This window comes from Wenxinia marina DSM 24838, from assembly GCF_000379485.1.
GTDB lineage: Bacteria > Pseudomonadota > Alphaproteobacteria > Rhodobacterales > Rhodobacteraceae > Wenxinia > Wenxinia marina.
Genome location: NZ_KB902283.1, coordinates 73,255 through 92,607 on the forward strand (window position 1 = coordinate 73,255; position 19,353 = coordinate 92,607).

Here is a 19,353-nt window from a genome sequence, read left to right on the forward strand (position 1 = left end):
ACGATTGACGCATCCCGATGCCGCCGATACGGTCAAGATGCTTTATCAAAAACCCAGAGGGAGGACGGGGTGTGATGAGGAACCGGGAGAGAACGGGTATCCAGGGGCTCAGCCGGCGGTCGCTGCTGAAATCCGGCGCGGGGCTTGCCGGCCTGATGGCCGCGGCCCCCGGCGCCCTGTGGGCGCAGGAGACACCGCAGGAGGGCGGCACGCTGCGCATCGCCATGACGGCCGACATCCAGCCGCAGGCGATCCTCGCCGGCCGGGGCGGCAACGACGCCTTCCGCCACAACGTCTTCGACACGCTCACCGTCCTCGACGGCGAGAGCGGCCAGCCCAAGGGGATGCTGGCGACCGACTGGAGCTCCAGCGAGGACGGCCTCACCTTCACCGTCCAGATCCGGGACGACGTGACCTTCCATTCCGGGCGACCGCTGACGGCCGACGACGTGGTCTTCACGCTCGAGCAGATGAAGGTGCCCGAGAACGCCTCGCAGATGCGCCCGCTGGTGGAGCAGTGGACCTCGATCGAGGCGACGGGCGAGCACGAGGTGACGATCACCTCCGACTCGCCGGTCGCGCCGCGCGTCTTCGACGTGTTCCAGCTCGCCGTCATCGTCGACCAGGAGACCTTCGCCGGCCTGCAGGACGGCAGCGAGATCATCGGCACCGGTCCGTTCCGGTTCGAGGAATGGGTGCCCGGCGCGTCGGTCCGCATGGTCGCCAACGAGGACTACTGGGGCGAGGGCCCCTACCTCGACGCGGTGGAGCTGAACGTCATCAACGATCCCACCGCGATGGCGAACGCGATCCGCGGCCAGGTCGACGTGGTGCTGAACCTCACGCCGCGGGACCAGATCATGTTCACCGGCGATCCGAGCGTCGAGGTGTTCGAGGGCGCGGGCGGCACGTTCTACCCGCTCGGCATCGACGTGAACGCCGCGCCGTTCGACAACAAGGCGCTGCGGCAGGCGATCGGCTACGCCATCGACCGCGAGCGGATCATCGACCAGGTCTTCGACGGCGCGGGCGAGACGGCGGACGTCTGGTGGCGCACCAACGAGCCGGGATCGACCGACGAGATCAACAACCATTATTCCTACGACCCCGACCGCGCGCGCGAGCTGATTGCCGAGGCCGGGGCCGAGGGGGCCGACGTGCCGATGCAGGTGATCGGCTTCGGGGCGGTGCCGGCGGTGTACGAGATCGTGCAGAACAACCTGCGCGATGTGGGCCTCAACCCGGTCGGCCAGGTGCTGGAGACGGCGGCCTTCGACCAGGGCCAGACGGCGGGCGAGCTCGGCCCCGTCTTCATGCAGATCCACGGACTGCAGGGCTTCTCGGCCGCCACGCTGGTCGACGCGCTGCCGGCGCTCCGGCCGAACAATCCGTCGAAGTTCGACCCGCCCGAGTATCGTCAGCTGAAGGACGCGCTGCAGGCGGCGCAGGACGAGGAGGCCTACGCGGCCGCCCTCGGCGAGCTGGCGGAGTTCATGCTGGACGAGGCGTTCAGCCACGTCCTCGTCAAGACGACGCCGCTGCACCTCAAGACGCCGCAGGTCCACGGCCTCGAATTCTACAACGTGGGCTACCTGCAGCTCGGTCAGGCCTGGCTCGGCTGATGCTGCACTTCCTGGCGAAGAGGCTGCCCTCGGTGGCCTTGATGCTGGTGGTGACCGCCGTGATCGCCTTCCTCCTGCCCCGGCTGGGGGGAGGCGATCCGGCGCAGGTCGTCGCCGGGTCCGACGCCACGGCCGAACAGGTGCAGGCGATCCGCGAGCAGATGGGCCTCGACCGGCCGCTGCCCGTCCAGTTCGCCGAGTGGGTCGGCCAGGTGGCGACCGGCGACCTCGGCACCTCGCTCATCTCGAACCGCCCGGTCGCGCAGCTGATCGGCGCGCGCCTCGGCAGCACGCTGGAGCTGGCGGTGACGGCGACGGCGCTGATGATCGTGATGGGCCTCGGCCTCGGGATTCTCGCCGGGATCACCCGCAAGGGAGCGCCGCGCGCCCTGCTCGACGGGGCGATCAGCGTGCTGCTGGCGACGCCGCCGCATGTGACCGGGCTGATCCTGATCCTGATCTTCGGCATCACCTGGCGGCTGATGCCGATCACCGGCGAGGTGTCGGTCTTCGACGATCCGGTGCGGGGCTTCTCCTATCTCATCATGCCGGCCTTCGCGCTGGCCCTGCCGCAGGCGGCGATGATCGCGCGCCTCGTCGATGCCCGCATGGCGCAGGTCCGGCAGGAGGAGTTCGTGGACCTCGCCGTGGCCAAGGGCGTGCCGCCGCGCCGCATCCTCCTCAGCCACGTGCTGCGCAACTCGCTCGGCACCGCCGTGATCGCGACGGGCATCCGCATCGGCGAGATCCTCGCGGGCGCCGTGGTGATCGAGGCGATCTTCGCGCGGCAGGGCCTCGGCATGCTCGCCGTCACCTCGATCTCGTCCCGGGACTACGAGGTGGTGCAGATCATCGTCCTCTTCGCCGTGGTGATCGCGGTCCTCGTGCATTTCGCGTCCGAGATCCTGCTCGCCGCCCTCGACCCCCGCATCCGGCTGGACGGCTGATGAGCGCGAACGACACCCATCCGCACCACCCCGCCGGCCGCCGGCCGCGGATCAGTGCCGGGACGGCCCGCTATCTCGGCGCGTTCCGTACGCCGCGGGGCATGATCGGCGGCGGCCTGCTCCTCGTCATGCTGCTCGCCGCGTTGCTGGCGCCGGTGATCTTCCCCGGCGGCGTCGACATGCAGACGCGCGAGAACTTCCAGCCTCCCAGCCTCATCCACCCCTTCGGGACGGACGAGTACGGGCGCGACATCTTCGTGCGCTGCATCTACGCGCTGCGCATCTCGCTCAGCCTCGTGCTCGTCGCCGTGCCGCTGGCGATGGCGCTGGGGATCCTCATGGGCCTGTCGGGCGCCGTCTCGCGGCGGCTCGGAGAGGTCTGCCAGCGCATCTTCGACATCATCCTCGGCTTTCCCAGCCTCGTCCTCGGCATCTGCATCGTCGTCGCGATCGGCGCCGGCTGGCTCGCGCTCGCGATCACGATCCTCGTCTTCTCGCTGCCGCAGTTCGGCCGGCTGGCCCGGGGTGCGCTGCTGACCGAGCAGACCCGCGAATACGTCCTCGCCGCGCAGGTCCTCGGCGTGCCGAAGCGCAAGGTGATGACGCGGCACATCCTGCCGAACACGCTGGACCCGCTGCTGGTGCAGGCGTCGCTGTCGATGATCGCGGGCATCTTTGCCGAGGCGGCGCTGTCGATCGTCGGCCTCGGCATCCAGCCGCCCACGCCGTCGCTGGGGACGCTGCTGAACGTCGGCATCCGCTACGTCTATGCCCAGCCGATGTACACGGCGGGGCCGATCATCATGCTGCTGCTGCTGGCGCTGGCCTTCAACCTGATCGCCGACGCGCTGAACGCCGCGGTCCTCAACGCGAAGCGCACGTGATGGCGGACGACATCCTGCTGTCCGTCCGGGACCTCTCGGTCGAGTTCGGGTCGGCGCAGCAGCCCCTTCGGGTGCTGCACGACGTCTCGTTCGACGTCGCACGCGGCCGCATCCTCGGCATCGTCGGCGAGTCCGGATCCGGCAAGTCGATGACCGCGAAGTCGGTGATGGGCATGCTGCCCGAGGGCGGCCGCGTCACGGGCGGCGACATAAGCCTCGCGGGCCGAAGCCTCGTCGGCCTGCCCGAGCGCGAGCTGCGGCGCCTGCGCGGGCATGATCTGGCGATGGTGTTCCAGGACCCGCAGGCGGCGCTGAACCCGGTCAAGACCGTCGGCTGGCAGATCGAGGAGGCGCTGACGGTCCACGGCATGTCCGCCCGCGACGCGCGGGCCCGCGCGCTGGAGCTTCTGCGGCAGGTCGGCATCCCCGACCCGGAGAGCCGGATCGACGAGTACCCGCACCAGTTCTCGGGCGGCATGCGGCAGCGGGTCGTGATCGCCATCGCGCTCGCCAACTCCGCCCCGCTCATCATCGCGGACGAGCCGACCACGGCGCTCGACGTGACGATCCAGGCGCAGGTCCTGCGCCTGCTGGTGGAGCTGCGGGCGCGGCTGGGCGTGACCGTCATCATGATTACCCACGACATGGGCGTGGTGGCCGAGCTGTGCGACGACGTGATCGTCATGTACGGCGGGCGGGTGGTGGAGCGGGGCGCCGTCGCCGACATCTTCGACGCGCCGCAGCATCCCTACACGCGCGCGCTGCTGCGCTCGATGCCGCAGATCGGGGGGGACCGGCTCTCCCGCCTTCCGGCGATTCCCGGCGCGACGCCCGACCTGTCGCACCTGCCGCCGGGCTGCGCGTTCCATCCGCGCTGCGCTTTGGCGGAGGAGGTCTGCCGGCGCACCGTCCCGGCGCTCTCGCCGATTCCCGAGCGGCCGCAGAGCGAGGCCGCGTGCCACGTCGCCCAGCGCGAGGGGCGGCTGCCGCCGGAACCGGCGGAGCGCGGCGAGGTCGACGCCGCGGCGGGGCGCTCGTTCGGACGCGCCCCGATCCTTCAGCTGGAGGATCTGCGCGTCGATTTCGGCTCCCGTCGCCGGCTGCTGCGGCGCGAACCGCCCTTCTACGCGGTGGACGGCGTGTCGCTGGAGGTCTTCCCCGGCGAGACGGTCGGTCTCGTCGGCGAATCCGGCTGCGGCAAGACCACGGTCTCGCGCGCCGTCGTCGGCGTGAACCCCCTCTCGGGCGGGCGCATCCTCGTGGACGGACGGGACGTCACCGCGTTCGACGACGCAGCCGCGGCGCACGTACGCAAGACGGTCCAGTACGTCTTCCAGGACCCCTACGCCTCGCTCAATCCCCGCCTCACGATCCGCCAGATCCTGTCCGAGGCGCTGGAGCAGCGCGGCCTGCCGGCGGCGGAGCGCGAGGCGGAATGCCAGAGGCTGATGGAGATGGTCGGCCTCGACCGCGGCTACCTGGGCCGCTACCCCCGCGCCTTCTCGGGCGGGCAGCGGCAGCGGATCGGCATCGCCCGGGCGCTGGCGGTGGAGCCGCGGGTGCTGATCTGCGACGAGCCGGTCTCGGCCCTCGACGTGTCGATCCAGGCGCAGGTGATCAACATCCTCGCCGACCTGCGCGACCGCCTGGGCCTCGCGCTCCTCTTCATCGCCCACGATCTCGCCGTCGTCCGGCACCTGTCGGACCGGGTGGCGGTCATGTATCTCGGCCGCATCGTCGAGGAAGGACCGGCCGAGGAGATCTACGCGCGCCCGCGCCATCCCTATACCGCCGCGCTCATGTCCTCGACGCCGCGGCCGCGGCCCGATCCGGGCGCGATGGGCCGCAAGACGGTGCTCGGGGGCGATCCGCCCGATCCCCGCAACCCGCCGTCGGGCTGCCGCTTCCGCACACGCTGTCCGATCGGTCCGCTGGTCCACCCCGAGCGCCGGATCTGCATCGAGACGGACCCCGCGCTCGCCGGCGACGGCCGCCACCGGGCCGCCTGCCACTTCAGCGGCGAGGCCGCGCGACTGGCCGAGGAGACCAAGACGTGACCGACCGCCCCAACATCCTGTGGCTGGTGAGCGAGGATTGCCCGCCCCGCCTCGGCGCCTACGGCGACCCGCTGGCCCGGACGCCCCACCTCGACCGCCTCGCGGCGGAGGGCGTGACGTGGGACGCCGCCTGCAGCACATCGCCGGTCTGCGCACCCTCGCGCTTCGCCATCCTCACCGGCCGCCATGCCGAGAGCCTGCCCCCGGCCGAGAACATGCGGGCCAACGCCCACCTGCCGGCGGGGACGCCGACCTACCCGGCGATGATGCGGGAGGCGGGCTACTACTGCACGAACAACGAGAAGACGGACTACAACTGCGACGTCGACCCCGCCGTGATCTGGGACGCCTGCGGCACGGACGCGCACTGGAAGAAGCGGCCCGAAGGCGCGCCCTTCCTCGCCGTCTTCAACTCGATGATCACCCACGAGAGCTGCGTCTTCCGCGAGCAGGAGGGGCCGGTGCGGCCTCAGGATGTCACCCTGCCCCCTCACCTGCCGGACACCCCCGGCATGCGGCAGAGCCTGTCGCGCTACTACAACCGCATCGCGCAGGTGGACGCGGCGCTCGGCGCGCGCCTGCGCGAGATGGAGGAGGCCGGTCTGGCCGATGACACCATCGTCCTCTACCACTCCGACCACGCCTCGCCCCTGCCCCGCTCGAAGCGCTTCTGCTACGACGACGGGATCCGGGTGCCGCTGATCGTGCGGGTGCCGGAGCGGTGGCGGCACCTCGTCCCGGCCGAGCCCGGCACCCACGTCGGCGATCCCGTGTCGCTGGTCGACATCCTGCCGACGCTGGCCGCCCTGGCCGGGGTGGCGCCGCCCTCCGGCCTTCATGGGCAATCGTTCCTCGGAGCCGCCGCGTCCCCCCGCACCCACGCCTTCTCGGGCCGGGGGCGCATGGACGAGCGGCACGACCTGACGCGCACGGCCCGCGGCCGGCGCTACCGCTACATCCGCAACTACGCGCCGCATCGCCCGTGGGGACAGCACTACGCGTTCGCCTGGCTCGGCGCGCACTACCAGGATTACGAGGCGGCCCATCTCGAAGGGACGCTGGATCCCGTGCAGGCGCGGTTCTGGAGCCGGAAGCCGGCCGAGGAGCTGTACGACATGGACGCCGATCCCGACGCGATCCGGGATCTCGCGGGAGAGGCCGGCCACGAGGCCGTGCTGCGGGACATGCGCGGGGCGCTGGACGCGCACATGCTGGCGGTCCGGGATCTCGGGCTGGTGCCGGAGGGGAGCGCCGCCGCAGCGGAGGCGGCGGAGTGGCCGGAGGCGCGTCTGAAGGACCTCATGGACCTCGCGGGGCTGGCGATCCGGCGGGACCCGGCCAAGATCCCGGATCTGCAGGAAGAGCTGGCCTCCGACTGCGCGGCGCGGCGCTACTGGGCGGCGCAGGGCCTGCTGATGCTCGCGGTCGAGGGCGAGGCCCCGGCGATCGACCTCGGCGCCGCCCTGGACGCCGAACGCGATCCCGTGGTCCGCATCGCCCTCGCCGAGGCGTGGGGCCACGCCGGCGATGCCGAGGCGGCGGTCCGGTGGCTGACCGACGCGGCGGCGGCGGACGATCCGATCCTCGCGCTGTCGGCGCTCGAGGCGCTGACCTGCCTGCCCCTCTTCCCGGACATCACGCTGCCCCTCGCCAGCCGCCTCGCGGTCGGCCCCGACGAGTACGTCCGCGGCGCCGCCGCCTATCTGGAGCGGCGTCTGGACGGCACCTACACGCCGGACATGGCGCTGTTCCGCTTCGACCTGCTGGGACCCGGGTTTCCCCATATCCTGCCGGAAGACCCGCCGGCGACGGAATGACCGCGGGCGGCGCCTGCTGCGCGCCCGTCGCGACGCGGCCGGGCGGCGCGCGCACCATGCCGGGCCTCGACGACGCCGCCGCCCTCCGCCTTGCTGCGTCCGCCATCTCCATTCCCGGCGGCCGCGCGCTCATCGGCACGGACCGCCCCTCGATCCCGGCCGACGGCGAGGGACCGCTGCGCACCGCCCGCCTCGCCCCGTTCCGGATCGGCGCCGGCGCGGTCACGAACGCCGAGTTCGCCGACTTCGTCGCGGCGACGGGCCACATGACGGAGGCGGAGCGCTTCGGGTGGTCCTTCGTGTTCCACGCCCACGTCCCGCCGGAGCTGGGGCCGACGCGTCGGGCGCAGGGCGCCGAATGGTGGTGCGCGGTCGAGGGCGCGTCCTGGCGCGATGTCGCCGGACCGGGCACGGAAGGAGCCGCGTGGCGGCCCGATCACCCGGTCGTCCACGTCTCGTGGCACGACGCCCGCGCCTATGCCGCCTGGGCCGGCGGGCGGCTCCCCACGGAAGCGGAGTGGGAGCACGCCGCCCGGGGCGGACTGGGCGACGTGCGCCATCCCTGGGGGGACGCGTTGCCCGAGGCGGACGGCGTCCACCCCTGCAACATCTGGCAGGGCGAGTTTCCGCATCGGGACACCGGCGCCGACGGATACGCCGGAACCGCGCCCGCCCGATCCTTCGATTCGAACGGCTACGGTCTCTACAACGTCGTCGGGAACGTCTGGGAATGGACGGCGGACCCGTTCCGGATCGGCTCGCTCAAGCGTGGCGCGCGGGAGCGGGCGCGGGCGCAACGCGGGCATCGCGTCGCCAAGGGCGGCTCCTTCCTCTGCCACGCCTCCTACTGCGACCGCTACAGGATCGCGGCGCGCATCGGCAACGCGCCGGAAAGCACCCTGTCCCATACCGGCTTTCGCGTGGTCTGGCCGGAGACGGCGATCGTCAGGTGACCGCCGCGTCGCTGCGGCAGAAGATCGGCGAGGTCCAGGCCATCTGGCCGCAGGACTGGCGCAGCCGCAGGTAGAGCGTCTCGCCCTCCGTCAGAGGACCGAGCGGGACCCGGCCGCTCCACTGCAGCTCCTCCACCGCCGGCATCCGGTGCAGCCGCCAGGCGGGGCTGTCGATGGGCCCGAGGTTGCCGGAGAGGGCGCCCTGGCGCAGCCGCTCGAACGGCACGTCGATCTGTTGGCCGCACAGGGTGAGCCGCACCCGCCCGCCGGGGTCGGCGTCGAGGTGGAGGGCAACGCCCTGGGTGGCGCTGGTCGAGGTCGTGGGATTGCCTCGGGCGACGACTCCGAACCGCACGCGCGCACCCTCGGCCTCGATCCATGGCACCGGATCGTCGCGCCCCTCCTCTTCAGGCAGCGCCAGTTCGACGCGCCCCCGGAAGCGCGGCTCGACCCCCAGGAGTCGCGCGCCCTCCACCGCGATCTCGCCCTCCCATCGGTGCGCGCCGCCGCGCGGCCCCCATCCCATCTCGAGAAAGAAGACGGTCCTGCCCGGTGGCGCGACCGGCGCCGGCTCCAGCGCCGGGGTGATGCGATGGACGAGGCGCCCGCCCCGGATCACGTCGAGCGTTTCGATCGGGCCGCCGGCGGCCGCCTCGATGTCGAGGAAGGCCTCCGACGCAGGGGCGACGATCCCGCCCTGGACCACGTCGCCGATCGCGGCCAGCAGGTGGATGTTCGCCCCCGTCAGCGCCGTCGTCCGACGCCCGGTCAGGGCGTCCCACGTCGCCCCCCGCCCGGCCCCCCGCGCGTAGGCGACGGTCCGGCCGTGGCCGTAGGAGCCCGGAAAGGCGCTGTGATGGTCGGTGTTGCCGACCACACCGAAGACGTGGCCGAGGGCCAGCCCGTGCCGCATCGTGCCGGCCCCGTCCAGCGGACCCATCGAATGCAGGTAGGGCAGCGCGGTGTCGCTCGCCTCGGCGCAGCCATGCATCGACATCATCTCGACCACCGGCGACAGCGCGGGGTCGAAGGTGCTCCAGTTGATGCCGCGTGCGCCGTGGCGGTAGCCGATGTGGTGCGGAAAGGCGAAGGCCCGGCCCGGCAGGTGCCGCTCCAGGGCGTCGCGCAGCTCGGCAGGGCTGTCGGCGAGGTGCATCGGCGTGCCGTCGAGGTCGCGATAGACGACGGTGTAGTCGCCATGCTCTGCCGAGTGGATCTCGTACCCGGGGAACACCGCGAGGGCGTTCCCGTCCGCCGCGCGAAGCGTCTCGTAATGCCCCGGCCAACGTTCCGCGAGCCGGGCGAAGCCCTCGACGTGGAAGGCGACGATATGGGCGACCTCGGGATCGTCCACCGGCATGTCGGGCCAGTGCGCGTGCCCGGTCACCGAGACGAAGTCGAGCTGCACCGCGGCCCGCGCCAGGGCGTCCTCCAGGCTTCCGTGGCCGTAGGACAGGCCGCAATGGTTATGGATGTCGCCGAGCCGGGGCGTCAGCCCCAGTCGCTCGGCCAAGGGCAGGTCGGCCGACGGAAAGCGGTAGGGCATGGGCTGGTCTGTCAATGATGATGGCGGGCTGGAAAGTGTGTCCTCGGCGGACAGGAGCGCATGAAATGCCGCCCCCGGCAACCGGGCGGGGACTTCTCACGCGCGGCGACGGGGAACGATGACCGATCGATCCCACGAACCGCACGTCCGCGTCGCCCGCCAACGGCGCTCCACGGTCGCGAAGGAGCGACGCAGGCAGGCCTCCACCCGGAAGACCGTCATTCCAGCAGCCAGACCTGCATCGGGTTCGCGCCGCGATTGCACCACAGGTAGTAGGGCACGGCGGTGAGGGTGGTCTCTGTCTCCGGCGCGCGGCGGCTGCGGTAGAGGGCGTGGGCCCACGGGCCGTCTTCCTCCGCCCGGGCGGGGGCGTCGATGAGGACGGTGCCGCCCAGCAGGTCGGGCGCGCGACGATCCGTCAGCGGCGCGTCCTCGGGCAGGCGCAGGCGCAGGACGGGGGCGTCGTTGTCGTGCTGCTCGGCGCAATAGACCAGCGGCCCGCGGCGCAGCGCCACGCGCCCGGCGTCGCGGGTGACGTCGGGGTGGGCGTAGAGGCGCCCGGGGACGAGCGGCAGGTCCAGTTCCACCACGTCGCCCGCCGACCAGTCGCGGCGGATCTTGAGGTAGCCGCGCTCGGTCGTCACCTCCACGGCCTCGCCGTTGAGGCTGGCCGCGGCGCCGTCGCACCAGGCCGGGATGCGCAGCGACAGGGTGAAGGGCCGTGCCCCGTCCGGCGTCACGGCGATCCGGACGCGGCCGTCCCGCGGATAGTCCGACGTCTCCTCCAGCGTGACGCGCCCGCCCGCGACCGGAAGCGTGGCGGTCGCGCCGCCGTAGAGATGGACGGCGATCTCGTCCTCGCTGCGCCCGTAGAAATAGCCCGCGACCGAGGCGACGAGGCGGCTGACGTTCATCGTGCAGCAGGGGCACATGTGCCAGGCCCAGCGATCGTGCGAGCCGTCGCTTTCCAGCTTGTTGTCGTAGAAGTAGTGGGTCCCGTCGCAGCTGAGCCCTGCGAGGCAGGTGTTGTAGAGCGCCAGCTCCAGCATGTCGGCGTACTGCCCGTCGAGGTCGAGGTTCAGCATCCGCGCCGCCCAGAACACCATCGCGACGGAGGCGCAGGTCTCGGCATAGGCGGTGTCGTTGGGCAGATCGTAATCCTTGGTGAAGCCCTCGTTGTGGGCCGAGGGGCCAAAGCCGCCGGTGACGTACATCCGCTTTTCGGTCGCGTCCTTCCAGAGCGCCTCGCAGGCGGCCTTGAGGCCCGCGTCGTCGTGCTCGGCGGCGAGGTCGGCCATGGCGGCGTACATGTACATCGCCCGCACCGCGTGTCCGACGACCTTGGTCTGCTGGCGGACGGGGATGTGGGCCTGGGAATACTCGTACATGCCCGACGCGGCGAAATGGTACTTCGCCGGGTCCGCGCCGCGCGCCTTCGCCTCCTGCGTGAAGTAGTGCTCCACCCCGTCGGTATTGCCGCGCTCGTCGATGAAGTAGGTGGCCAGATCGCGGAACTTCTCCTTGCCCGTCGCATGGAACGCACGGATCAGCGCCAGCTCGATCTCCTGGTGGCCGGGATAGCCGCGCTTCTGCCCCTCGCCCCGCCCGAAGGTCGCGGCGATGTGGTCCATGTACCGCTCCATGATGGTCAGGAAGCGGTCGCGGCCGGTGGCGTGGTAGTAGGCCACCGCGCCCTCCAGCAGGTGGCCCGCGTTGTACATCTCGTGGTTGTCGCGCAGGTTGGTCCAGCGGTTCTCCGGCTCGCGTTCGGTGTAGAAGCAGTTGAGGTAGCCGTCGGGCTGCTGGGCCGCCTCCAGGTCGTCGATCATCGCCTCGACCTCGGCCTCGATCGCGGCGTCGTGGCGGTGCGACAGGGCGTAGGCGGCGGCCTCGATCCACTTGCCGATGTCGCTGTCCCAGAAATACTGGACGGTGAAGCCGCTCGGCTGTCGGGGGATGGTCAGCGGCGGCACCGGCTTCGGCAGCTTGATCGAGCCGCGGATGCCGCTCTCCTCCAGTTTCTTCAGCTGGGACAGGATGGTCTTCTCCAGCACGGTGTCCAGACGCTCGCGCCAGAAGTCGCCGGTGATCGTGACGTCCGAGAAGGGGACGGAGTGGTAGGTGCGCATGTCTTGGCCTTTCTGCCGGGACGCGTCAGAGCGCGAGGCCGGTCATCGGATCGAAGAGGTGGATGTCGCCGGGCGCGATGGACAGCGCGGCGCTGTCGCCGGAGCGCAGCTTGCCGCGGCCCTGCTCCACCAGCATCAGCTCGGGATCGGTGTCGGTGGTGTAATAGGCGATGGAGCCGGTGCTCTCGACCACGCGGATCGGGACCGAGAATTGCGTCTCGCCGCCCGAGAACAGGTGTTCGGGCCGCAGGCCCGCCACGACGGGACGACCCGGCTCGACCCGGCGGTCCAGCGGCAGGACAGGCGCGCCGGGCAGCGCGTCGAGGCGGACGGAGTGCCCGTCCTCGCTGCCGTGACCGTCCACGAAGTTCATCGCCGGCGAGCCGATGAAGCCCGCGACGAAGCGGTTGGCGGGCGTGTCGTAGAGGGTGAGCGGCGAGCCCTGCTGCTCGATCCGGCCGTCGCGCATGACGACGACGTGGTCGGCCATCGTCATCGCCTCGATCTGGTCGTGGGTGACGTAGACGGACGTGGCGCCCAGACGGTCGTGCAGGGCCCGAACCTCCATCCGCATGTGCACGCGCAGCGCGGCGTCGAGGTTGGACAGCGGCTCGTCGAACAGGAACGCCTTCGGCTCGCGGATGATCGCGCGGCCCATGGCGACGCGCTGGCGCTGGCCGCCCGACAGCTCGCGCGGGTAGCGGTCCAGCAGCTTCTCCAGCCCGATGGTGCTGGCGACCCGGTTCGCCTTCTCCCGCGCGTCGGCCTTCGCCACGCCCTTGAACCGCAGGGAATAGGTGAGGTTTCCCAGCACGTTCATGTGCGGGTAGAGCGCGTAGGACTGGAACACCATCGCCACGTCCCGCTTGCGCGGCGGCATCTCGTTCATCCGCTCGCCCGCGATGCGCAGGTCGCCCGAGGTGATGCTCTCCAGCCCCGCGATGGAGCGCAGGAGCGTGGACTTGCCGCAGCCCGACGGACCGACGAGGGCGACGAACGACCCCTTGGGGATTGTCAGGTCGATGTCCTTCAGCGCGTGGAAGGCGCCGTAGTGCTTCTCGACGTGGGAAATCTCGATCTGGGGGGTCACTTGAGCGCTCCCGAGGTGAGGCCGGCGACGATCCGGCGTTGCAGGAGGACGAAGATCGCGACGATGGGGGTCACGTAGATCGCCGAGTAGGCCATGATCCCGTTCCAGTCGGTCGCGTTGGGGCCGAGGAAGCCCGACAGGCCGACCGAGGCCGGCTGGTAGGCCGGGGTCGTGATGATCGACTTCGAATAGATGTACTCCCCGAAGGCCTGCATGAAGGTCAGGATTGCGAGGACGAGGATGCCGTTGCGCGCCAGCGGCAGCACGATGAAGAAGAACGCGCCCCAGCGGGAATTGCCGTCGACGAGCGCCGCCTCCTCCAGCTCCCGCGGCACGTTCATGAAGGTGGCGCGCACGAGGACGATGTAGAACGGGATCGACTTGGCCGCCGCAGCGAGGATCACGGCGAAGCGCGGGTAGGCGAGCAGGCCCAGCTGGTTGAAGCCGACGTAGATCGGCGTGATCATCACGCTCGCCGGCAGCACCTGCAGCATCAGGATCACGAACAGCGCCACGTCGATCCAGGCGCTGCGATAGCGGGCGAGGACGTAGGCGCAGCCGGTCCCCAGCAGCACCGTGAGCGCGGTGACGCCCGAGCCGATGACGACCGAGTTCCACAGGAACGTCCCCATCGTCCGCCGCTCCCACGTCTCGGGATAGATCGCGGGGTTGGGGTCGCGCGGCCAGAAGGTGGGCGGGTTGGCGAAGATCTCGGACCCGCCCTTCAGCGAGGTCACGTACATCCAGTAGAGCGGGAAGAGGTAGATCGCCGCCAGCACCAGCGCGAGCGCGAGCAGGAGGCGGGGCACGGGCACTCGGGTCATCCGCGCACCTCCGCCCGGGTCGACCAGACGTAGACGATCGAGGCGACGAGGACGAAGATCAGCATCATCACGCTGACCGTCGCGCCCTTGGCGAAGTCGAAGATGCGGAACGACCACTGCCACGCCCAGTACTGCGCCACGGTGGAGCTGTTGGCCGGCCCGCCTTCGGTGATCGCCGGGAAGAGGTCGAACTGCTGCAGCGTGTAGATGAGGCCGAGCGCCAGCACCGCCCCGATGGTCGAGCGCATCATCGGCACCGTGATCGTGGCGAAGCGCTGGAGGCCGTTCGCGCCGTCGAGCTCGGCCGCCTCGTAGAGGTCGCGCGGGATCGCGGCGAGGCCGACGCTGAGCAGCATCATGTTGAAGGCGAGGCCGAGCCAGATGTTGGCGATGGTGACGGCCCAGATCGACAGCCGCGGGTCGGATTTCCAGAACACCGTCCCGTCGATGATCCCGAGGCTCTGCAGGATCGCGTTCAGCACGCCGTAGTCGCCGGCCAGGATCAGACCCCAGATCGCGCCCACGACGAGACCGGGCATCACCCACGAGACGAGGAACACGCCCCGGATGGTCGAGGCGAAGGGGAACTTCACCATGAAGAAGATCGCCAGCGCGAAGCCGAGGACGAACTGCCCGGCGATGGAGCCGAAGACGAAGATGCCGGTGTTCTTCATCACCAGCCCGAATTCGGGCTGCGATATCACCTCGCGGTAGTTCTCCAGCCCCGCCCACGGCCGCTGGAAGGCGGCGAGGTTGAACATGTCCACCTCCTGGAAGGAGAGCAGGACGTTGTAGACCAGCGGCAGGCCCGCGAGGGCGAGCAGGAAGATCATCGTCACCCCGACCAGCACGAGGTCGAACCCCTTGCCGTCGGTGATGCTGGACAGGATGCGGCGCATGGCGTCCTCTCGGGAGCGGGCGGGCGGAATGGGGTCCCCGGACCGGAGGCCGGTCCGGGGTCTGTCGGCCAAGGGGCGGAGGCGCGGCCCGGGAGAGTTTCGCGCCGCCGCCCCTGTCGGCCGCTCAGTTCAGGATGCCGTCGATCGTGGCCTGCGCCTGGGACAGCGCCTCGTCCGGCGTCATCTGGCCGGTGAGGGCCGCCTGCTCGGCGTCGTAGATCGCCTTGGAGATCTGCTGCCAGTCCGGGTGCGGGCCGCGCGGCTGGGCGTACTGCAGCTGCTCCTGGAACACGGCGAGGGCGGCGTCCTTCTCGGGGATGCCGCTTTCCGGCAGTTCGATGTCGCCGCGCGTCGGCAGGTAGCCGAACTCGGGGAACAGACGGTGGTCCTGGCTGACGAAGTATTCCAGCACCTGGAACGCCTCCTCCGGGTGCTCCGTCGTCGACAGGATCCCGAGGTTGAAGCCGCCCAGCGCCGACGAGCGCTCGTCGCCCTCCTCGAAGGTCGGCAGCAGCGTCACACCCCAGTCGAAGTCGGCGTCCTCGACCATGCGGTCGATCTCCCACGGGCCCGAGATCGCCATCGCGGCGTCGCCCGAGTTGAAGGTGCCGGTGGAGTCCCACTGGCCGAGGGTGAGCACGTCCTGGCTCATCACGCCGTCGTCGATCATGCCCTTCACCATGGTCAGCCACTCGCGGGCGCCCTCGGTGTTGACGTTCTCGTAGGAGCCGCCGGACATCTGGATCACGGGCAGGAACTGGAACGTCCCCTCCTCGTTGCCGCGCGCGGACAGGGTCGCGCCGTAGACGCCGTTCTCGGGATCGGCCATCGCGCGGGCGGCGGCCTCGAACTCGGCCCAGGTCTGCGGCGGTTCGAGCCCGGCCTCTTCCAGCATGTCGGCGTTGTAGAACACGCCGATCGTGTCGGTGTACTTGCCCACGCCGTACAGGCGGCCGTCCCACATGACCGAGTTGAGCGGCCCCTCGAAATAGACGTCCGGATTGATGACGTCGCTTTCGGCGACCATGTCGGTGATGTCGAGGAACGCGCCCCGGCTGGAGAACAGCGCGAAGTCCGGGTTGTCGAGGCTGACGATGTCGGGCGCGTTGCCGGTGGCGTAGGCGCGCAGCGTCTCGTTCACGATCTCGTCGAACTGCAGCACCCGGTAGTCGATGGTGATCCCGTTATCCAGCTCGTTGAAATCGGCCGAGAAGGTGTCGGACGGGCCGACCTGGTTGGCGCCGTCGATCGACCAGACGGTGATCGTCACGTCCTCCTGCGCGAGGGCCGCGCCGGACAGGGCGAGGGCCGAGACGGCGCCGCCCAGCAGGGTCGTCAGGTTGGTTCTCATGTCGTCCTCCCAATCGCGGCCCCCCTCGGGCCGCCTCTCGTGATGCCGGGCGGGGCTCCTCTTCCCCGTGGCCGGCGGTGATCCCGCGCCCGGGTTCGCCCGGGTCCCGGGGATGTCTCTCGGCCGTCAGGCCGGCGGCGTGCCTCCGCAGCTGCCGCGCACGACCAGGCGGCAGGGCAGCCGCCGCACGCCGGGCGCCACGGCCTCTCCCTCGACCAGGGCGCGGACGAGGCGGCCGGCTTCGCGGCCGATCCCGTTCAGGCCCATGTCGACGGTGGTGAGCGGCGGACGCGTGGCGGCGGCCACGATCTGCCAGTTGTCGAATCCGACGACGGAGACCTGCCCCGGCACGTCCACGCCCCGCTCGCGCAGGGCATCGACGACGCCTCGCGCGATCTGGTCGCTGCCGCAGAAGATGCCGTCGGGCCCGTCGCCGGCGGCCCAGAGCCGGGCCACCGCCTCGTGCCCCCACGCCTCGGACCAGTCGCCGTGCAGCACCGGCGCGCCCGGCCCCGCCACAGCGGCGAATGCCCCGGCGCGCAGGCGCGCGGCCGCGAACTCCTCGGGTCCGGTGACGTGGGCGAGGCGCCCGCGGCCGAGGGAGCCCAGCCACTCGGTCGCCAGCCCCGCCCCCTGCGCGTCGTCGGCTGTCAGGGTCACGGCGTCGTCCGGCCCCTTGGTGAAGGCGTAGACGACCGGGATCGTCACGCCCGACAGGTCGAGCGGCAGGGCCGTGTCGATCCGCCGCCCGGTCACGACGAGGCCGTCCACCTGCTTGTCCAGCATCGTGTCGAGGTGGCGGCGGGCGCTGTCGGGATCGTCCTCGACGTTGCACATCAGGACCGAGATGCCCTCGTCCACCAGCGCCGCCGACAGGCCCGACATCACCGGCAGGGTGAAACGCCCGTAGCTGTCGTTGGTGATGAGGCCGACGGTCAGGCTGCGCTGCGAGCTGAGCGCGCGGGCCATCGCGTTCGGCCGGAAGCCCAGCGCCTCGGCCGCCTGCCGAACCCGGTCGCGCGTCTCGTCCGTCATCCGGCCGGTGCCGTTCAGCGCCTTGGACGCCGTCGCCACGCTGACCTCGGCCGCCGCGGCGACGTCGGAGAGGCGGACACGGGTCGGGGCGGAGGCCATTGAACGCCTATGAGAAACCGATTTCCCAGCAAGAAAAACCGTTTTCTCGATTCGTGTCAACGGCCAGTGGAACGACATGTCAGGCCAGCGACGGATCGCCGCCGCCATACTGGGCGGAGACGTTGACGAAGGACCCGCCGCGGCACCGTTTCAGATGCTCCAGCGCGTGGATCTGGCCCATCATCTCCAGCGCGTCGCGGTAGACCGGGTCGTGCCAGCCCTCGATGTCGATGGCGCCCGAATAGCCAGCCAGCCGCAGCTCGGAGATGATGTCGGTCCAGTTGCTGTCGCCGAAGCCGGGGGTCCGCATCCAGACGAACGGCTCCTTCCCGAAGATGCCGTGCTCGCGGATCACCTCCCACCGCACGGTCGCGTCCTTGCCGTGGACGTGGAAGATCTTCGGCGCCCATTTCCGTATCTGCGGCAGCGGGTCGATCAGGTAGACCAGCTGGTGGCACGGCTCCCATTCGAGGCCGAGATTGTCGTCCGGCGTCTCGTTGAACATCAGCTCCCACGCGTCGGGGTTGTGGGCGATGTTCCAGTCGCCGGTCTGCCAGTTGCCGTCCATGGCGCAGTTCTCGAAGGCGATCCGCACGCCCTTGTCGGCGGCCCGCTTCGCCAGTTCGCTCCACACCTCCCGGTAGCGCGGCAGGCTGTCGGGGAGCGGCTTGCCCCGCAGGCGGCCGGTGAAGCCGGCGACGCAGGTCGCGCCGAAATGGTGGGCGTTGTCGATGCAGTCCTTCCAGCCCTGAAGCGTGTCGCGATCCAGCGCCTCGTCCTCCAGCGGATTGCCGAACATGCCGAGGGTGGAGATCGTGATGTCGCGGTCGCCGATGGAATCGAGGCAGCGTTTGCCCAGCTCGGCCAGGTCCTGTCCATTCGTGGTCTGCCAGAAGAACGGCTCGAAGCTCTCGAAGCCGAGGTCCGCGATCTCGGCGATCCGGTCCGCGGCCTCGCCGCCGGAGGCGCTGACCATGGTGCCGATGCGGATGGACTTGGCGGGGTCGCTCATGCGGTGTCTCCGATCTGGACGGGGGCGCCGGTCTCGGCGCTGCGGATCGCGCCGAACGTCATGGCGAGGCTCCTGATGTTGTCGTGGTTTACGGACAGGGGATCGCGCCCCTCGTCCCGGGCGGTCAGGAAGTCGAGGATCACGCCCGCATGCTGCTCAGCCGGCAGGTCCGGCACCGGCGGCAGGCGCACCGGCCGGACCTCGCGGAAGAAGCCCTCGTCGCCGTCCCGGACCGCACCCTCGATCCCGAGGTTGCCGTCCCAGAGGATCGAGCCCTTCGTGCCGACGATCCGCCAGGACGCCTCCCACGAGGTCGGCGCGCCCTCGGCCACCCACGAGCCGCGATAGGTGATGCACGACCCGTCAGCGCAGTCGAACAGGACGTTGGCGCTGGCGCCGTGGGCGAACCACGACCCCTTGGGGTTGCTTTCCTGCGCGTAGACGCGGGTCGGCTCGGACGGGGCGAGGAAGCGGGCAGCGTCGAAGGTGTGGATCGCCATGTCGAGGAGGAGGACGTGCTCCATCTCCTCGCGGAAACCGCCGAAATGCGGGCCGAGGAAGAAGTCGGCGTGGATGGCGGCGATCTCGCCCAGCTCGCCGCTCTCGATCAGGGCGCGGACCTGCCGGATGCCTGGCAGGTGACGGCGGTTCTGGACGATGGCGTGCAGCCGCCCCTGCTCCTTCGCCAGGGACAGGAGGCGCCGCGCCTCGTCCAGGCTGTTCGCCATCGGCTTCTCGCTGAGGACGTCGCAGCCATGGGCGAAGGCGGTCTCGACCACCGACAGGCGGGCGGGCGGGACCACGATGTCGAACACGACGTCGGGGCGCGTCTCTCCGAGCATCGCGGCGAGGTCGGTGCCCGCCTTCGCCCCATGCCCCCACTCGGTCGCCCGCGCCTCGGCGGCACCGGCGGAGAGGTCGACGAACCCGGCGATCTCGACCTTGTCGGCAAGCGCAGGCGTCTCGCGGATGGCGCGCAGCCACCCCGCGGACATCTGCCCGCAGCCCGCCATCACGGCGCGCGTCATAACGGTATCCTCCCTGCTCCGGCCGTCCTCCTCGACTCACCGGAAACGTTTACGACGCTA

General features: G+C 70.7%; 15 protein-coding genes. 6 read left to right on the forward strand and 9 right to left on the reverse strand.

Going from position 1 to position 19,353, the window contains the following annotated elements:
- Positions 1 to 74: 74 nt before the first annotated feature.
- Genes A37W_RS0107155 through A37W_RS0107180 form a run of 6 tightly spaced genes read left to right on the forward strand, consistent with a single transcriptional unit; the run spans position 75 to position 8,280 of the window.
- Entirely contained in the window at positions 75 to 1,622 is a 1,548-nt protein-coding gene (locus tag A37W_RS0107155; RefSeq protein WP_018302345.1) for an ABC transporter substrate-binding protein, read from the forward strand.
- Positions 1,622 to 2,569 carry an ABC transporter permease gene (locus A37W_RS0107160; protein WP_018302346.1) on the forward strand — a complete coding sequence of 316 codons (948 nt, stop codon included), beginning with the start codon at positions 1,622 to 1,624 and terminating at the stop codon, positions 2,567 to 2,569. The genes A37W_RS0107155 and A37W_RS0107160 overlap by 1 nt, the downstream gene beginning before the upstream one ends.
- Positions 2,569 to 3,453 (forward strand): ABC transporter permease, encoded by an 885-nt coding sequence (locus A37W_RS0107165; protein ID WP_018302347.1) that lies wholly within the window; start codon positions 2,569 to 2,571, stop codon positions 3,451 to 3,453. The genes A37W_RS0107160 and A37W_RS0107165 overlap by 1 nt, the downstream gene beginning before the upstream one ends.
- A complete protein-coding gene (locus A37W_RS21155) occupies positions 3,453 to 5,510 on the forward strand; it encodes an ABC transporter ATP-binding protein (protein ID WP_018302348.1) in 2,058 nt (685 codons plus the stop codon). Before A37W_RS0107165 ends, A37W_RS21155 begins: the two co-directional genes overlap by 1 nt.
- Positions 5,507 to 7,327 (forward strand): sulfatase-like hydrolase/transferase, encoded by a 1,821-nt coding sequence (locus A37W_RS0107175; protein WP_018302349.1) that lies wholly within the window; start codon positions 5,507 to 5,509, stop codon positions 7,325 to 7,327. The genes A37W_RS21155 and A37W_RS0107175 overlap by 4 nt, the downstream gene beginning before the upstream one ends.
- A complete protein-coding gene (locus tag A37W_RS0107180) occupies positions 7,324 to 8,280 on the forward strand; it encodes a formylglycine-generating enzyme family protein (protein WP_018302350.1) in 957 nt (318 codons plus the stop codon). The genes A37W_RS0107175 and A37W_RS0107180 overlap by 4 nt, the downstream gene beginning before the upstream one ends.
- On the opposite strand, the gene A37W_RS0107185 is transcribed toward A37W_RS0107180, so the two are convergent.
- The 9 genes from A37W_RS0107185 to A37W_RS0107225 all read right to left on the reverse strand — a co-directional run bounded on the left by A37W_RS0107185 (position 8,273) and on the right by A37W_RS0107225 (position 19,293).
- The gene (locus A37W_RS0107185) at positions 8,273 to 9,826 is read right to left on the reverse strand and encodes a CehA/McbA family metallohydrolase domain-containing protein (protein ID WP_018302351.1); all 1,554 of its coding nucleotides are present in this window, start codon (positions 9,824 to 9,826) and stop codon (positions 8,273 to 8,275) included. The genes A37W_RS0107180 and A37W_RS0107185 overlap by 8 nt on opposite strands.
- Before the next feature lie 218 nt (positions 9,827 to 10,044).
- Positions 10,045 to 11,955 carry a glycoside hydrolase family 127 protein gene (locus A37W_RS0107190; RefSeq protein ID WP_018302352.1) on the reverse strand — a complete coding sequence of 637 codons (1,911 nt, stop codon included), beginning with the start codon at positions 11,953 to 11,955 and terminating at the stop codon, positions 10,045 to 10,047.
- A 25-nt stretch (positions 11,956 to 11,980) separates the two neighbouring features.
- Entirely contained in the window at positions 11,981 to 13,045 is a 1,065-nt protein-coding gene (locus A37W_RS0107195; RefSeq protein WP_018302353.1) for an ABC transporter ATP-binding protein, read from the reverse strand.
- A complete protein-coding gene (locus tag A37W_RS0107200) occupies positions 13,042 to 13,869 on the reverse strand; it encodes a carbohydrate ABC transporter permease (protein ID WP_018302354.1) in 828 nt (275 codons plus the stop codon). The genes A37W_RS0107195 and A37W_RS0107200 overlap by 4 nt, the downstream gene beginning before the upstream one ends.
- A complete protein-coding gene (locus tag A37W_RS0107205; RefSeq protein WP_018302355.1) occupies positions 13,866 to 14,768 on the reverse strand; it encodes a carbohydrate ABC transporter permease in 903 nt (300 codons plus the stop codon). The genes A37W_RS0107200 and A37W_RS0107205 overlap by 4 nt, the downstream gene beginning before the upstream one ends.
- Positions 14,769 to 14,892: 124 nt before the next feature.
- Entirely contained in the window at positions 14,893 to 16,119 is a 1,227-nt protein-coding gene (locus A37W_RS0107210; protein WP_018302356.1) for an ABC transporter substrate-binding protein, read from the reverse strand.
- A gap of 126 nt (positions 16,120 to 16,245) precedes the next feature.
- On the reverse strand, positions 16,246 to 17,253 hold the full coding sequence (locus tag A37W_RS0107215; RefSeq protein WP_018302357.1) for a LacI family DNA-binding transcriptional regulator: 1,008 nt from the start codon (positions 17,251 to 17,253) through the stop codon (positions 16,246 to 16,248).
- A 79-nt stretch (positions 17,254 to 17,332) separates the two neighbouring features.
- Positions 17,333 to 18,265: a sugar phosphate isomerase/epimerase family protein gene (locus A37W_RS0107220; RefSeq protein WP_018302358.1), complete on the reverse strand. Its 933-nt coding sequence runs from the start codon at positions 18,263 to 18,265 to the stop codon at positions 17,333 to 17,335.
- Positions 18,262 to 19,293, reverse strand: a complete 1,032-nt coding sequence (locus A37W_RS0107225) for a Gfo/Idh/MocA family protein (protein ID WP_018302359.1) — start codon at positions 19,291 to 19,293, stop codon at positions 18,262 to 18,264. The genes A37W_RS0107220 and A37W_RS0107225 overlap by 4 nt, the downstream gene beginning before the upstream one ends.
- Between the last annotated feature and the right edge of the window lie 60 nt (positions 19,294 to 19,353).

Excerpts from the sequence above, each read along its gene's own strand:
- A37W_RS21155 (WP_018302348.1), top strand. The coding sequence starts at position 3,453 with ATGGCGGACGACATCCTGCTGTCCGTCCGGGACCTCTCGGTCGAGTTC.
- A37W_RS0107165 (WP_018302347.1), top strand. The coding sequence starts at position 2,569 with ATGAGCGCGAACGACACCCATCCGCACCACCCCGCCGGCCGCCGGCCG.
- A37W_RS0107205 (WP_018302355.1), bottom strand. The coding sequence starts at position 14,768 with ATGCGCCGCATCCTGTCCAGCATCACCGACGGCAAGGGGTTCGACCTC.
- A37W_RS0107210 (WP_018302356.1), bottom strand. The coding sequence starts at position 16,119 with ATGAGAACCAACCTGACGACCCTGCTGGGCGGCGCCGTCTCGGCCCTC.
- A37W_RS0107225 (WP_018302359.1), bottom strand. The coding sequence starts at position 19,293 with ATGACGCGCGCCGTGATGGCGGGCTGCGGGCAGATGTCCGCGGGGTGG.
- A37W_RS0107200 (WP_018302354.1), bottom strand. The coding sequence starts at position 13,869 with ATGACCCGAGTGCCCGTGCCCCGCCTCCTGCTCGCGCTCGCGCTGGTG.
- A37W_RS0107185 (WP_018302351.1), bottom strand. The coding sequence starts at position 9,826 with ATGCCCTACCGCTTTCCGTCGGCCGACCTGCCCTTGGCCGAGCGACTG.
- A37W_RS0107215 (WP_018302357.1), bottom strand. The coding sequence starts at position 17,253 with ATGGCCTCCGCCCCGACCCGTGTCCGCCTCTCCGACGTCGCCGCGGCG.
- A37W_RS0107160 (WP_018302346.1), top strand. The coding sequence starts at position 1,622 with ATGCTGCACTTCCTGGCGAAGAGGCTGCCCTCGGTGGCCTTGATGCTG.
- A37W_RS0107190 (WP_018302352.1), bottom strand. The coding sequence starts at position 11,955 with ATGCGCACCTACCACTCCGTCCCCTTCTCGGACGTCACGATCACCGGC.
- A37W_RS0107220 (WP_018302358.1), bottom strand. The coding sequence starts at position 18,265 with ATGAGCGACCCCGCCAAGTCCATCCGCATCGGCACCATGGTCAGCGCC.
- A37W_RS0107155 (WP_018302345.1), top strand. The coding sequence starts at position 75 with ATGAGGAACCGGGAGAGAACGGGTATCCAGGGGCTCAGCCGGCGGTCG.
- A37W_RS0107180 (WP_018302350.1), top strand. The coding sequence starts at position 7,324 with ATGACCGCGGGCGGCGCCTGCTGCGCGCCCGTCGCGACGCGGCCGGGC.